This is a genomic window from Vibrio sp. Vb0349, assembly GCF_033338975.1.
Genome location: NZ_JAWOTS010000015.1, coordinates 20214 through 34536 on the forward strand (window position 1 = coordinate 20214; position 14323 = coordinate 34536).

The 14323-nt window shown below is 43.6% G+C and carries 12 protein-coding genes; 7 read left to right on the forward strand and 5 right to left on the reverse strand.

Going from position 1 to position 14323, the window contains the following annotated elements; genetic code table 11:
• The first annotated feature begins 113 nt into the window (after nucleotides 1–113).
• Nucleotides 114–332, forward strand: coding sequence for a cold shock domain-containing protein CspD (cspD, locus tag R7Q47_RS15975; RefSeq protein ID WP_005378407.1), 219 nt, complete (start codon nucleotides 114–116; stop codon nucleotides 330–332).
• Between the two features lie 185 nt (nucleotides 333–517).
• Here the strand turns inward: cspD and R7Q47_RS15980 are convergent, their stop codons facing one another.
• On the reverse strand, nucleotides 518–2743 hold the full coding sequence (locus R7Q47_RS15980) for an NADP-dependent isocitrate dehydrogenase (RefSeq protein ID WP_025766922.1): 2226 nt from the start codon (nucleotides 2741–2743) through the stop codon (nucleotides 518–520).
• A 311-nt stretch (nucleotides 2744–3054) separates the two neighbouring features.
• Here R7Q47_RS15980 and R7Q47_RS15985 point away from each other — a divergent pair, with 311 nt between their 5' ends.
• On the forward strand, nucleotides 3055–3756 hold the full coding sequence (locus R7Q47_RS15985; RefSeq protein ID WP_005387874.1) for a pseudouridine synthase: 702 nt from the start codon (nucleotides 3055–3057) through the stop codon (nucleotides 3754–3756).
• Between the two features lie 85 nt (nucleotides 3757–3841).
• On the opposite strand, the gene R7Q47_RS15990 is transcribed toward R7Q47_RS15985, so the two are convergent.
• A complete protein-coding gene (locus R7Q47_RS15990) occupies nucleotides 3842–4519 on the reverse strand; it encodes a DUF2057 family protein (protein ID WP_154204716.1) in 678 nt (225 codons plus the stop codon).
• 76 nt (nucleotides 4520–4595) lie between these two features.
• On the reverse strand, nucleotides 4596–5675 hold the full coding sequence (locus R7Q47_RS15995; protein ID WP_005378424.1) for a porin: 1080 nt from the start codon (nucleotides 5673–5675) through the stop codon (nucleotides 4596–4598).
• Between the two features lie 514 nt (nucleotides 5676–6189).
• Between R7Q47_RS15995 and dinG the strand changes: the two genes are divergently transcribed.
• The 5 genes from dinG (at nucleotide 6190) to xthA (ending at nucleotide 10672) form a co-directional block, all read left to right on the forward strand.
• Entirely contained in the window at nucleotides 6190–8265 is a 2076-nt protein-coding gene (gene dinG, locus R7Q47_RS16000; protein ID WP_031781152.1) for an ATP-dependent DNA helicase DinG, read from the forward strand.
• A gap of 14 nt (nucleotides 8266–8279) precedes the next feature.
• Nucleotides 8280–9065 (forward strand): sulfite exporter TauE/SafE family protein, encoded by a 786-nt coding sequence (locus R7Q47_RS16005; RefSeq protein ID WP_005387866.1) that lies wholly within the window; start codon nucleotides 8280–8282, stop codon nucleotides 9063–9065.
• On the forward strand, nucleotides 9062–9607 hold the full coding sequence (locus R7Q47_RS16010; RefSeq protein WP_005378431.1) for a primosomal replication protein: 546 nt from the start codon (nucleotides 9062–9064) through the stop codon (nucleotides 9605–9607). Before R7Q47_RS16005 ends, R7Q47_RS16010 begins: the two co-directional genes overlap by 4 nt.
• The gene (rsmS, locus tag R7Q47_RS16015; protein WP_047100850.1) at nucleotides 9607–9771 is read left to right on the forward strand and encodes a pleiotropic regulatory protein RsmS; all 165 of its coding nucleotides are present in this window, start codon (nucleotides 9607–9609) and stop codon (nucleotides 9769–9771) included. The genes R7Q47_RS16010 and rsmS overlap by 1 nt, the downstream gene beginning before the upstream one ends.
• A gap of 94 nt (nucleotides 9772–9865) precedes the next feature.
• Nucleotides 9866–10672 carry an exodeoxyribonuclease III gene (xthA, locus tag R7Q47_RS16020; RefSeq protein WP_318089256.1) on the forward strand — a complete coding sequence of 269 codons (807 nt, stop codon included), beginning with the start codon at nucleotides 9866–9868 and terminating at the stop codon, nucleotides 10670–10672.
• A gap of 92 nt (nucleotides 10673–10764) precedes the next feature.
• Here xthA and R7Q47_RS16025 read toward each other — a convergent pair whose 3' ends face one another.
• Together R7Q47_RS16025 and R7Q47_RS16030 are read right to left on the reverse strand one after the other, a co-directional pair.
• Complete coding sequence (locus R7Q47_RS16025; RefSeq protein ID WP_154204717.1) at nucleotides 10765–13488, reverse strand: ImpA family metalloprotease; 2724 nt, start codon at nucleotides 13486–13488, stop codon at nucleotides 10765–10767.
• Nucleotides 13489–13642: 154 nt separating this feature from the next.
• On the reverse strand, nucleotides 13643–14320 hold the full coding sequence (locus R7Q47_RS16030; RefSeq protein WP_053303243.1) for an ABC transporter permease: 678 nt from the start codon (nucleotides 14318–14320) through the stop codon (nucleotides 13643–13645).
• Between the last annotated feature and the right edge of the window lie 3 nt (nucleotides 14321–14323).

Here is a 14323-nt window from a genome sequence, read left to right on the forward strand (position 1 = left end):
CTTATCATTGATTTGACGTTTGTTGGCATTCGCTGACAATGGTAGTACCAAGTTAAAGGTATAACTTGGTTGCAGTAACAACATCAGTAAAAAATGCATGAGGGATGTAAAGCATGGCTACAGGTACAGTAAAGTGGTTTAACAATGCCAAAGGATTTGGGTTTATTTGTTCAGATGAAGAAGAGGGAGATATCTTTGCCCACTACTCAACTATCCAGATGGACGGTTATCGTACACTGAAAGCAGGCCAACAAGTCTCTTACGAGATTGAAAAAGGTCCCAAAGGCTGTCACGCGAGTAGCGTCGTGCCTCTTGAAGGCCAAGCCAAATAATTAGAGCGCTGTCGAAATATAAAAATATTGCTCTCGAAACGCCACGTTGATGTTTTGAAGAGAAAAATAAACCCGCCAAGATAGCGGGTTTCTTACTATTTAGAGCACGTGTTACAAAAGGAACACTTACAACGCACTTACAGGATAGGAAACACGCCGAAAACGACGTGTTTTTTAACACTAACTTACTTGTTAATGATTGCGTTAAAGGTTTCGCTTGGACGCATCAATTTAGAAACCAATGCATCGTCTAGTAAGTAGTAACCTCCTAGCTCACCTTTCACGCCTTGCGCATTATTTAGCTCAGCAACGATCGTTTCTTCCTGCTCTGACAGCGCTTTTGCAATTGGTGCAAATTCAGCAGCAAGATCCGCATCATCCGTTTGCTCTGAAAGCGCTTTCGCCCAGTAAAGTGCAAGATAGAAGTGGCTTCCACGGTTATCTAGCTCACCCACTTTGCGTGACGGAGATTTGTTGGTGTCTAAAAACTCACCGGTCGCTTTATCTAGTGTATCTGCTAGAACCTGAGCCTTAGGATTGTTTGTCGCTACACTTAAATGCTCTAACGAAGCTGCAAGCGCTAGGAACTCGCCCAAAGAATCCCAACGAAGGTGATTCTCTTTTTCTACTTGTTGAACGTGCTTAGGAGCAGAACCACCAGCGCCTGTTTCAAATAGACCACCACCATTCATCAATGGAACAATAGATAGCATCTTAGCAGACGTACCTAACTCTAGAATTGGGAACAAGTCTGTTAGGTAGTCACGAAGAACATTACCTGTAACAGAGATAGTATCTAGGCCCGCTTTCATACGCTCTAGTGAGTACTTACAAGCTTCAACAGGAGATAGGATCTTAATCTCTAGACCGTCAGTATCGTGATCTGGTAGGTAGGCGTTTACTTTCTTGATGAGCTCAGCATCGTGCGCGCGGTTTTCATCTAGCCAGAATACAGCTGGAACACCTGTTGCACGTGCGCGAGTCACTGCTAGTTTAACCCAATCTTGGATTGGTGCGTCTTTAACCTGACACATACGGAAGATATCGCCTTCTTCAACCGCTTGCTCTAACAGTACGTTACCTGAAGCATCAACAACGCGAACAGTACCCGCAGCGTCTAGAATGAATGTCTTGTCGTGAGAACCATATTCTTCAGCTTTCTGAGCCATTAGACCAACGTTAGGCACGCTACCCATAGTGGTCGGGTCAAATGCGCCGTGCTCTTTACAGAAATCAATCACCGCTTGGTAAATACCTGCGTAGCTACGATCTGGTATCATCGCTTTGGTGTCTTTTTGTTTACCATCTGGTCCCCACATTTGACCAGAAGAGCGAAGCATTGCTGGCATAGAAGCATCTACAATAATGTCACTTGGTACATGTAAGTTTGTGATACCACGATCAGAGTCAACCATCGCAAGTTCTGGTTGAGTTTGGTAAACCGCTTGAATGGCCGCTTCAATTTCTGATTTTTGCGCTTCAGGTAGAGACTCAATTTTTGAGTAAACATCACCGATGCCATTGTTTACATCAACGCCTAGCTCTTCAAACAGCTTACCGTACTTATCGAAAACGTCTTTGTAGTAAACTTTTACTGCATGGCCGAAAATGACAGGGTCAGAAACTTTCATCATCGTCGCTTTCATATGAAGAGACAGCAGCACGTCTTGTGCTTTCGCTTCAGCAATCTCTTTCTCGAAAAATTCAACCAACGCCTTCTTCTTCATTACTGAAGTATCAATGACTTCTTTATCTAGTAATGGGAACGCAGACTTAAGCTCTTTAACTGTACCATCATTACCGACAAACTCGATTTTGACCTCTGTTGCACCAGAGATAGTTGTAGACTTTTCGCTACCAAAGAAGTCATTGTCTGACATGCTCGCAACATGAGACTTAGATTCTGCTGACCATGCACCCATTGAGTGTGGGTTTTTCTTCGCGTAGTTCTTAACCGAAGTCGGAGCACGACGGTCTGAGTTACCTTCACGAAGTACTGGGTTAACCGCACTACCTTTGATTTTGTCGTAAGCCGCTTTAATCGCTTTCTCTTCGTACGTGCTCGGCTCTTCTGGGTAGTTTGGTAAATCGTAACCTTTCGCCTGAAGCTCTTTAATCGCCGCTTTAAGCTGAGGAACTGAAGCTGAAATGTTAGGTAGCTTGATGATATTTGCTTCTGGAGTTTGAGCTAGTTCACCAAGCTCAGTCAACGCATCGCCAATGCGCTGTTCTTCTTTTAGATGCTCTGGGAAGTTAGCGATAATTCGACCTGCTAGTGAAATATCACGAGTATCTACATTGATGCCAGACGATGCTGTGAATGATTGAATGATTGGTAGTAATGAATAAGTTGCTAGCGCCGGCGCTTCATCAGTGATGGTGTAGATAATTGTAGGTTTTTCTGTAGGCATGAAATTTCCCTATTTTTTAATCAACTTGTTGGCTGATCAACTCAGCGTCTGAGTTGGTTTAATTGACGCATTGCTGCACGTTAGCAGTACATGTCTCCTCACTAACGCCACATGCGGTTCGCACTCTTTGTTGTAGTTTGAAGCTCTAAGCTCTGAATCCATGAGTGCACTGATATAATTAAACAAATAACACGAATTAGTCTATCATTCTGTGCGCGTTTGTTAGTTTTAGGCGCGCAAATCATATCCGATCATGAGAAAACTTAAAACTTTCAAACACAGTTCATTTACATTTTTGCAGGGTAGTTAACATGTCATCTCGTACAGGTCAGGAAAAAGGTCGCAGTCGTAACCAGTCTAAAACGGGCCATTTTAAACACTCAGGAGCTCGCAATGGCTCGAAGACTCGTACTCAGCAAGACCGCCGCCCTAATCGCCCAACAAAAAGCCAAAAGCCAAAAGTGGCCCCTAAAGATCGTAAAGTCATTATTTTCAATAAGCCTTACGATACGCTCAGTCAATTTACCGATGGCGATGGTCGCAAAACGTTAGCGGACTATATCCCAATCAAAAATGTCTATGCGGCTGGCCGATTGGACCGAGACAGCGAAGGTTTGATGGTACTCACTAACGATGGCATCTTGCAGGCGAAGCTAACGCAGCCAAAGTCAAAATCGCCGAAGACTTATTGGGTTCAAGTTGATGGCGCTCCTCAGGAGCAAGATCTTGAAAAATTGAGAAAGGGAGTAGAGCTAAAAGATGGTATGACTCTACCAGCCGAAGTTGAAGTTATTCCAGAACCACAAGTCTGGGACAGAACGCCTCCGGTCCGTTTTCGCGCAAATATCCCTACCACTTGGTTAGCCATTACCATTATTGAAGGAAGAAATCGTCAGGTGCGTCGCATGACTGCGCACATTGGCTTCCCTACTTTGCGCCTCATTCGTCATTCGATGGGTGATATCGTCCTTAACGACCTAATGCCTGGTGAATGGAGAGAAATCTCTCTCTAATAAGCAGAAAAGATAAAAGCAGGCTTAAAGCCTGCTTTTTAGATTCGTACTTTTTCAGTTAAGCCCTATCTAATGAACTAAGGGATTACTGCTCAGCAAGCCAGTTTTTAAATGCCTCTTTTTCCGCCTGAGACGCTTTCTGGTACATCGTCTTTAATACATCAACCATTGGGCTGTCGTTCGATGCGGCTGTTGAACGGGAATCACTAGTCTCAACTCGAGGCTCGATATCACTTACTGATTGTTGATGCTGATTCACAGTTACATAACTAACGGCAACACTCGCGATACCGCCAGCAATATTGTAGTTGCGAGATTCTTGAGGGTAATTACGACCAATTTGAACACCATCTGACTCTAATACATCTTCGACCAAAGCAATAGGTTGGCCTTTGGTATCCAGTAATTGCCAATCTAGAGGCGAGATGTTGTTTTGCGCTTGGCGAAGAGTTTTAAACTCTGGCAGTTCAAATGTTAGCTTTTCGTTTTCAGCATCAAATTTAGCAACGATTACATCACTGTAAACCGTCTTAAGGTTTTCGTTAATTTCGAATGTAGGTTGATATTTGAAGACAATTTGATTCGTTCCGTCAGGTAGTTCGATTGTCTTCTCACTAGAAAAAAGACCACCTTCTAGATCTGGCTTCTCCATGTTGACGGCCAATAACTTCACGTCTTCTGGAACCACTAAAGTCGTTGCAGCGTAGAGGTTTGTACTGGCAAAAATAGACAGTGCCATTGCCACTTTTAATGATAACTGCATAGAATTTTTCATCCTTATCTTCATAGTAAAAGACCCAGCATATAGCTGGGTCTTACAATATCAAACTGGGTATTGATTACCAGTAGAAACGAGCACCAACACCGAAGTTAGTTGCGTCGTCTGTGTCTTTGTTGTCGAAGTCAGTACCTTCGAAAGTGTAACCCGCTTCTGCGAATACACGTGCCCATTTAGAGAACTTGTATTCAACACCAGCGTAGAACCAAGAAGAGTCTGCGTCTACTTTACCTGCTTCGTCAGTAGACTGAGCTAGGTACTCGTAACCAGAGTATAGAGTTGTTTTAGGAGCAACAGCGAACATACCAGCTACAACGATGTAGTGTGAATCAACTGTTGATTTACCTAGCTTATCTTCGTTTTCGTTGTAGTAGTACGTAGCACCTAGAGTGTGCTCGTTTAGTGCGTACTCAGCAGTTACTTCAAAAGATAGGTTTTCGTTATCAGTACGCTCTGTGTGAGAAACTGTTTGCTCTACACCATTAAGAACTAGTTTTTTCTCTTTAGTTACGTTGATGTCGTTGTTCGCAGTAAGTACACCAGCGTGTAGAGATAGGTCGTTGAAAGATTTACCTACGAATACTTCTAGTACTTCTTCGTTAGAATCTTTTTCGCCTAGCGCGTAACCAGCTTTTAGCCAGAACGCGTCATTTTCGTAAGCGTATTTGATTTGAGAATCGTTGTTCCAAGCGTGACCGTATGCAGTTTCCGCTGCGTTACCACCGAAGAAGTAAGAGTAATCTGCGAAGTATACGTCATCAGCCCAAGTACCTTCTTTACCGAAGCGAAGAGTACCCATATCACCCATATCAAAACCGATGATGTGGCGACGTACGTATACAGAGTCATCTGTACGCTCGCTTGAATCAGCACCTGCGTCGTAGTTGTCACCTAGAGCAACACCGATTTCGACTTCACCCAGAACTTTTAGGCTTTCGTCAACAACGTAAACCGCGTTCACACCAGTACGAGAAGAGCTAGTGTTTAGCTCTGCTGTGTGATCAGTTTTTTCTGTGAATAGAAGAGTTGGACGTAGCTGACCGTAGAAATCTACAGAACCTTCTTCAGATTTGAATACTTCAGCTGCGTTCACTGAAGTTGCAGACGCAACTACAGCTAGTGCTAATAGAGTTTTTTTCATAATTAATCCACTGCCTTTTCTTAGTTCGGGATATCCTTGTCCGGTTCCCTTTTTTATATGTTTGAGGTAGAGCGTTAACAAAACGTTATACAGCACCTCCTCAAAATCTGGAGCTAAGAGTGCAAAAGATTATTCTGGCTGTCAAATTTTCTAAATACCAATGTAAAAAAAACAAAATATCATTACAAAACAACAACTTGGTGAGTTTACCTTTATTTATTCGACGAACATCTAACCAATCTCCATTATTATTTGTAATTTACAAAATTATTAACAAATGGTTTTTTAATCCAACAAGTAAATTTTAAAAAAACAAAAAAAGAATAAAAACCTACAAATCAGACCAAGTTGGAGTTTTATATTTTTCATATAATGAAATTAATTTCATTAAGATAAGGTTCAATATTTTTTTGTGAAGGAGATCTACATTCCTTATAAAAGCATTCCGTTTTGTGAACTACTGTACAACTAGTGATGTGTGCTACTATTCGCCTCCAACGCATTTGAGGCCCGTATGCTGACCAGTAACATTCAAAAATCGATTCGTAATAGCTATCAAAACCTTCAAGATCAACTTGATAACTTTGTGCCTAGAAGAGCACAAAACTACCTTGTTGCAGAGATTGCAAAAACGCTGTGCGGTCAGTATCACAAATCTAACCGAATACTCGTTGCAGAAGCAGGGACTGGAATTGGTAAATCGCTCTCTTATCTAATGGCGACCATTCCCGTGGCTGTACATAACAATAGGAAAGTGGTTATCTCAACGGCGACCGTCGCTCTGCAAGAGCAGCTCATAAATAAAGACCTCCCTCTTTTTCGTCGGATTACCGACCGAGAGTTTTCTTTTATTTTGGCAAAAGGCCGTCAACGCTATTGTTGTGCAGAAAAGCTCGCCACTGCTAGCGGTGCTGATGGTGGCCAGTTAGCCATGTTTGAAACCAAACCTAAGCAAAAAGATATAGAGCTGTTAGAAACAATGCATCGCTCTCTTGCGCAAGGTAAATGGGACGGTGACCGTGATTCTTGGCCTAAACCCATCGACGATAAGCTTTGGCAACTGATTGTCAGTGATAAACACAGTTGCAATAACAGTTTACCAGGCCACCGCGGCTGCCCATTCCAAAAAGCGCGCTCAGAGTTGGATAAAAACGATGTCATCATTGCTAACCACTCTCTCGTCATGGCAGACGCAGATTTAGGTGGCGGCGTGATTTTACCTGAGCCAGAAAATACAATATACGTCTTCGACGAGGCACATCACTTACCTCACGTCGCTCGTGACCATGCTTCAGCATCTGCGAGTTTAAAAGGTGCGGCAGCATGGCTTGAGAAGTTAAATCAGTCGATTAGTAAGTTTTCATCACTCGCAGACGAGAAACGCGTAGCTCGATTTCGCAATGACCTTCAAGACGCGGTTCAGAACTTGATACCGGCACTGACTCAATTGCCCAAACAGTTCGACCCAGCTCAATTTGAAGAGGGTATCTACCGCTTCGAACACGGTGAACTACCGGAGTGGCTAGAGAACCAATCCAAAGAACTAAAACAGTTCAGTAAAAAAGCAAATCAGAGTGTGGCAAAAATTGCCGATCTTATTGCGGAAAGAGTAAAAGACGGGGAGCTTGCGACAAGGTTGGCTGAACCAGCGCTTGCAGAGCTCGGTTTCTACATTCAAAGGTTAGAAAACCTAGCGCAAGTATGGCATTTAATGGCTGAACCAGCTCGTGAAAAAGGTGCGCCTTTAGCTCGCTGGTTAGAAACCCACCCCGATCGCGAGGGTGATTTCATTGTGAGTGTTTCGCCACTTGAAATTGGATGGCAACTCGACCAACAGATTTGGAGCAGATGTATTGGCGCCATTTTGGTTTCCGCAACGATGCGTGCATTAAACTCTTTCCATTACTTTTGCCATCAGGTTGGTATCGATGGAAAACCAGAATCAGGCACTCAGTTTTTAGCGCTTGCGTCACCATTCGATTACCAAAACCAGGCAGAATTGCTCATCCCTGCGATGAAATATGAACCACCAGCGCCTCAATTTACTGAATATCTTATCGAGATATTGCCTAAGTACTTGGAAGACAAGAAAGCCAACTTAGTATTATTCTCATCCTATTGGCAGATGAACCAAGTCGCGAAGGCACTCTCTTCGGAGTTCATAAAAAAAGGCTGGGCGTTGCAAGTTCAAGGTGAAAGCTCACGTCAAGAAATTCTAAAAAAACATAAAAAGTTAATAGAATCAAATAAAACCAGCATCTTATTTGGTACTGGCAGTTTCTCTGAGGGGCTAGACTTACCTGGCGAATTACTTGAAAACTTGGTGATTACAAAAATTCCATTTGGCGTTCCAACCTCCCCTGTTGAGCAGGCTCATTCCGAATACATTGAGAAAAAAGGAGGAAACCCGTTTATGCAAATAACTGTACCTGACGCAAGCAAAAAGCTGATCCAGAGCGTAGGTCGCTTACTGCGTAAAGAGAGAGATTCTGGTAGAGTAACGATTCTTGATCGACGCCTAGTCACTAAGCGATACGGACAAGCCTTAATCGACTCACTACCTCCATTTAAACGTAAAATAGAATATTAGAAGAATCACCATTTATGGAAATGATTGAGCCAACCATGCTGTTGGTGTTGGCGCTTGTCGCTTTTGTCGCAGGATTTATTGATGCAGTTGCCGGTGGTGGTGGCATGCTTACCGTACCTGCTCTACTTTCGCTAGGCTTGCCGCCTCATATTGCACTAGGCACCAATAAACTTGCCGCTACCTTTGCTTCTTCTACTGCAGCATTTACGTACTACAAAAAACGTCTATTCAAACCTCAATGCTGGAGGCGTGCATTCGTGGCAACACTCGTCGGAGCGACATTAGGCACGCTATTTGTAGATGCGATTAGTACGGATTGGCTGGAAAAAGGATTGCCGCTTGTTATTTTGGCGGCAGCGTTGTATACCGTTTTTCATAAAACACCCCACTCTGCTCATCAAAGTCCAATACCCGAGCCTTGCCCAAAACTTCATAAAAAACAGTACATGCAAGGCTTATCCATAGGATTCTACGACGGACTCGCAGGGCCTGGAACTGGGGCTTTTTGGACAGTAAGTTCAATGGCGCTGTACCGGCTGAATATCTTGCTCGCCTCTGGCTTAGCAAAAGCAATGAACTTTACCAGTAACTTTACCTCTTTGATCACTTTTGCATTCCTCGGACATATCAACTGGGTGCTAGGCTTAACAATGGGAGTATGTTTAATGGCTGGTGCTTTTGTTGGCGCGCACTCCGCTATTAGATTTGGTTCTAAATTCATTCGTCCTGTATTTGTTACTGTCGTCAGCATACTAGCCATTAAATTGGCTTATGACGCATGGTTTGTAGGTTTGTCATGAACATTTCTCAACTCCAGGAAAATCTAGAACAAATGGCGAAGCAAGCCGCTGTTCTTGACCGTCAAAGAGGCGAACATCATGTTCCGCTTTTTGATGAGCGTTTATTTGGTTGCCGCTCTCGCTTACTTACTCCTTGCGTAAAAGAAGCAAAAGCCACGCTGGATGCGATTGTGCGTGAGCAAAATGAAGGTAAGCTCACCGCTTTGCGTGCTGAGTACCTCACTGAACGGTTAGTGGCGCAAATCGGTGCGATTCAACGCGAGATTTCTACCACTAAAATTCGTAAGAATGAAATCAAACATAGCAGCCATTTCCGTAAGCCTATCAACGTGCTTTATCAGGAGCTCGCTCAACACCAAGAGTGGGCAAGACGCTTGCGCGAGATGGTGTTAGAAAAAGAACGTGCTGTCGAAAGCGCTCCGAGTTTTATGCGTGCCGACGCTCAAAAAGTATTACTAGCAACCGAGCAACGTTTAGCGCGTTGTGAAGCAGCACTTCTTAAGCTAGAGAACCAAATTACACATAGGGAAAAACATCAATAATGGCTGATCAACCAACCTCGCCTTTAGATGACGCACCTGAAGAGATCAAACTGGCTGTCGATTTAATCTATTTGCTTGAGAGCAATGAGATAGATCCAGAAATTGCGCTTAACGCTTTAAAGATCGTGCAAAACGACTTAGAAAACAAATTAAAAGCAAAGTAGCTCAGAGCGTTTCACTCCTTTCACCGAGACTCATTTTCAGTGCTCTTACACAATGATACTATTCATAAAAAGTACGCCCCCAAAAGGATAAATAATGAAAGTAATCAGCTTTAACATCAATGGACTACGTGCGCGACTGCACCAACTCCAAGCGCTAATCGACAAACACCAACCTGATGTGATTGGTCTTCAGGAAATTAAAGTTCACGATGAAGCATTCCCGATTGAAGCTGTCGAAGCCATGGGCTACAAAGTGTATTTTCATGGTCAAAAAGCACATTACGGCGTAGCAATGCTTTGTAAGCAAGAGCCTCTACACGTACAAAAAGGGTTCCCGACGGATAACGAAGAACATCAAAAGCGCATGATCATAGCAACGTTTTTAAATGAAAACGGCGAAAAGGTCACTGTGCTAAACGGCTATTTCCCTCAAGGGGATAACATCAGCCACGAAACCAAATTCCCATACAAGCGCCAATTCTATAAAGATCTGATGACCTACCTAAACGATCATCACAATAACGACGAGCAATTGATTGTTATGGGTGACATCAACATCAGCCCTATTGATGCAGATATCGGTATCGGCGAACCAAACCGTAAACGTTGGCTAAAAACAGGTAAATGTTCATTCCAACCTGAAGAGCGCGAATGGTTGAAAACCTTACTAGACTGGGGCTTTGTGGACACCTTCCGTAAGCTATACCCAGAGGTGAACGATCAATTTTCGTGGTTTGACTACCGCTCTCGCGGTTTTGATGATAACCGTGGCCTACGAATTGATGTCATTTTGGCAACCCCTTCTCTAGCGGAAAAGTGTATTGAATCTGGTATCGACTATGAGCTTCGTGGTATCGAGAAGCCTTCAGATCACGCACCAATCTGGTCAACATTTAAGTAATATATTGCAAAGCTATAAGCGAGACTCAACGCTAAGCTTAGTCCAATAAAAAGGGAGACTCAGTCTCCCTTTTCATACAAATTACCAGTTAATCACTGATTCAGCGGCCAAACCGTTTGACCATCAATAGTTATCGGTGTTTGAGCAAATTCGTTCAGACAGTAGCCTGTATTACTACTTGCAAAGTAAGTGAGCGGCATCGGCGGTAGATTCAGCGCCACAACCTGCTGTTTCGCTTTTTCTGTGAACGAGAACCCCCACATATCGAGATAGTTAGTCATATCTCGCTGAGAGATGTTGCTCAGAGCAATAAGTAACCAGTCGTTGTTCGAGATGCTATTTGCTTCTTCCCGAGAGTAGTTGGCGAAACCAATGCTCAATCGTCTCTCATCCCAAAGCGCATCGTCCGATTTTAAGCGGTTAAACTCACGTTCAATCAGGTGCAAGCGCGCCAATAAATGCCAACCATTTTTAAGCACACCTTCATGCTGCGCCGCCATCATCATTTGAATGTAAACACGAGCGCCCCAACTCCAACTGGTTTGATTTTGCGCAGCCATGTATGCGTTTGGATCCGCTTGAGTTCGGCTAGCTTGCAATAATTCAAACTGGCCTTTGAAATCCAAGCTTTGGCAAGTTGAAACTTTCCCCGTATTCTGGAAGAAACGAGACTTACTATAATACGAGTAGTAATTGGTCGTTGAATGCCCTTCCCAGCCTGAAAATCGGAATCGACCTTTTTCTAAACCATGACCAAGCTCATGTAAATCACCGTGACCGAGTGGGCTGAATGACCAGTAAGCATCGTAAGGGTTACCCGAACAACCATAACCACACGTCGCTTGGTCAGCGTTCATGTGCTTCACTATATCAATATTGGCGATTTCCCAACCTTGGTTTTGGGCGTATTGAATAATTTCAGGCACTTCATCTATGCCCGGCCCTTGGAAACCTGCCAGCACATGCGGGTAGTTGTGAACATATTCTTCTGTTGCAAGCGCCATTTCCGAAGGGGTAGACCACATTTCATCGTTGACCGACTCCAACATTTTGTCGCGCTTTGAGTGTACTTCAAACCCAGGAGTGATCAGCTCAGCCCAATCGAATAAATTGGCTTCTAACTGTTGAATAAAAGCGTCGTTGTCCTTCTCACTTCTCCAAACTGGATGCTGTGCCACATGATTAAATTTCAGTTCAACCGGAACATCATTTTTGTCAAAGTGAACCTGTACTGGACCACCATAAGGAGAAGTCAGCGTGATGGTTTCACCCGGCTTCACTTCATAGCCGAATGAAGTCAGCAGTTTTGGTCGCGTGTATCCATCTTTGCTGAACTCATGAGTTGCACCACTTCTTAAAGTGTTGATGACAATCTTAGTCGCCACATCATTGCTGTCATTACGTTTAACCGTAAAGGTTTCCCCAGGAAGCGCATACACACCAGCCGAACGGAAGTTACGCTTTGATTCCATATTAATCGTTGCACTGATTCTCTTTATGTCAGGGCTAAACTCACTACGGCTGAAGTTCCCCATATTTGGTTGTTTTGGGTTTACGCTTCGGCTGTTGTATTGCACGTAATCGGCAAAGTACGACTTTAGGAATTCGGTCGTTTGGGTTGATTGTTTGTCCATCGGGAAGACAACCGTTTGACGATAATGATCAGCCAGCAATACCATGAGTTTTTCGTATTGGTAGCCGTTTTGATTAAACAAATCTACTTTTTGTTCATCAAGCTTTTGCAACCAATGGCGAATGCTGTTTGCCCCTGCATAAAATTGACTGTCCATATTCGCAGTGTCAGGGCAGGATTTGTCATCACACTTTGACAAGTCAACGTTGAAATTTTGAGATTCAAAACGAGACAACAGCGCTTGTTGTGTGATGACAGAGTCCGGCACAACGTTCATCAACGATGAAGGTTCCCAGTCGACCAAGCCTAACTTACGCCAATAGTTATCTCCCACATAATCAACATGGAATTTTTCCAAAATGTCTTGGCCAAGATCAGTTAGTCCTCCATCCCAATGCAGGTATAGAACAGGAATTTGGGCTTGCTCAGCGTATTCCAAAGCTTCGAGTACTGGTTTGTTGGTATCTCCAGATTGCAGATGCTGTGACAAGATCAATAAGTTTGGAGTATTGGTTTGCAAGCAGCTAAGTAGCTTCGAACCATCGCATAGGTTGGCCTCGTTAAACGCCAACTCTTGTGAAACATTGTCTTTCAGCCAATTCCGAGTCGCTTGCTCATCCGGAAAGTAATAAGACTGATCCATTTGCGCGATGACGACGTTTGAAGTAACTCCGCCCGACAACCAAGTGACCAGGTTACTTAACCATTGCGTCATCGCCGCGTTGGAAGAGTCGGGAAAACGTTGTGCCGTTCTAAATGGGTTACTACCTAATAGTGCGTAACGTTGACCATTAGACTTTTCCCCGGCAACGCCAATTGACAGAGCTTGATCTTTGTAACCGCTTGCCATGGCCTTATTGGTCATCAAGATGGTGTCGTTGAAGCCATACTGAGGTGCCAAGATCGCGGCATCATGGGTTGGATCCCAATAAAGACCTGAAAGGCTTTTCGCAATTGCAGATTTGATCGTATTCGACTGCATCTTGTGAGCTTCCACAACCTGATGACTTTTACGAATGAAATCGCTCGGGTCAGAAACGAGCAGTGCATTACCAGTTTCCAGAGCCTGTTGAACTGGAGCTGGCGTTGGTTTTACTTGAGCATTAGGTTGTGATTCTCCCTCTCCCCCACCACATCCTGTGGCTAAGGCGGCAATGCCCAACGATAGAATTGTTTTTTTCATTTTTACTTACTAAACAATGAGTTTACCGAATGTTAATGTAAGTTAATGAATAATAAGAAAGAGTCTTTTATATCGGCTGGAAAAATAGGAATGAAGATAACAAAATTATCAAAAGCAATAGCACCCATTCCGGTGCTATTGCCTCTATTGATAATTAGCTTAAAGGACGTAGATAAGCTAAGAAACGCCTCTCTGCCACTTTGAAACACCACAAAATCATAAACGTCAGTGCCATGTAGAACAGCCCCGCCGTCAGGAAAGACTCAAATGGTGCATAGTAGCGCGAGTTAACTAGACGCGCAGCACCAGTTAAATCCATGATGGTAACGATGCCCGCGACTGCACTTCCGTGCAGCATAAATATGACCTCGTTGGAATAAGCTGGTAATGCTCGACGCAATGCACTCGGCAAGATAATACGTCTGTATGTCATAAACTTACTCATGCCATAGGCTTTCGCAGCTTCCACCTCACCTTTCGGCAAACCATTAATCGCACCACGAATAATTTCTGCGGTGTAAGCCGATGTATTCAGAATAAAAGCGACCAAAGCACAGAACCAAGCGTTCTCCCACAAGGTATCTTTCACAGGGAAAAACTGATCCATGCCGTAGTAAATCAAATACAGCTGAACCAATAGCGGCGTTCCACGGAAAAAGTAAATGAATCCCCAAGAAGGTAAGCTTAGAGCGTAATTGGTACTATTGCGTGCCACGGCTAATGGGATAGAGACACACAAGCCAATAACCAACGCTAATCCCACTAACCAAACTGTTGTCCAAAGTCCCTGAAGATAAGTTGGAAAGCTTTCAATAATCAAAGAAAAGTCCATAAC

Excerpts from the sequence above, each read along its gene's own strand:
- cspD (WP_005378407.1), top strand. The coding sequence starts at position 114 with ATGGCTACAGGTACAGTAAAGTGGTTTAACAATGCCAAAGGATTTGGG.
- R7Q47_RS15990 (WP_154204716.1), bottom strand. The coding sequence starts at position 4,519 with ATGCAGTTATCATTAAAAGTGGCAATGGCACTGTCTATTTTTGCCAGT.
- R7Q47_RS15985 (WP_005387874.1), top strand. The coding sequence starts at position 3,055 with ATGTCATCTCGTACAGGTCAGGAAAAAGGTCGCAGTCGTAACCAGTCT.
- xthA (WP_318089256.1), top strand. The coding sequence starts at position 9,866 with ATGAAAGTAATCAGCTTTAACATCAATGGACTACGTGCGCGACTGCAC.
- R7Q47_RS16005 (WP_005387866.1), top strand. The coding sequence starts at position 8,280 with ATGGAAATGATTGAGCCAACCATGCTGTTGGTGTTGGCGCTTGTCGCT.
- R7Q47_RS16025 (WP_154204717.1), bottom strand. The coding sequence starts at position 13,488 with ATGAAAAAAACAATTCTATCGTTGGGCATTGCCGCCTTAGCCACAGGA.
- rsmS (WP_047100850.1), top strand. The coding sequence starts at position 9,607 with ATGGCTGATCAACCAACCTCGCCTTTAGATGACGCACCTGAAGAGATC.
- R7Q47_RS16030 (WP_053303243.1), bottom strand. The coding sequence starts at position 14,320 with ATGGACTTTTCTTTGATTATTGAAAGCTTTCCAACTTATCTTCAGGGA.
- R7Q47_RS16010 (WP_005378431.1), top strand. The coding sequence starts at position 9,062 with ATGAACATTTCTCAACTCCAGGAAAATCTAGAACAAATGGCGAAGCAA.
- R7Q47_RS15980 (WP_025766922.1), bottom strand. The coding sequence starts at position 2,743 with ATGCCTACAGAAAAACCTACAATTATCTACACCATCACTGATGAAGCG.
- dinG (WP_031781152.1), top strand. The coding sequence starts at position 6,190 with ATGCTGACCAGTAACATTCAAAAATCGATTCGTAATAGCTATCAAAAC.
- R7Q47_RS15995 (WP_005378424.1), bottom strand. The coding sequence starts at position 5,675 with ATGAAAAAAACTCTATTAGCACTAGCTGTAGTTGCGTCTGCAACTTCA.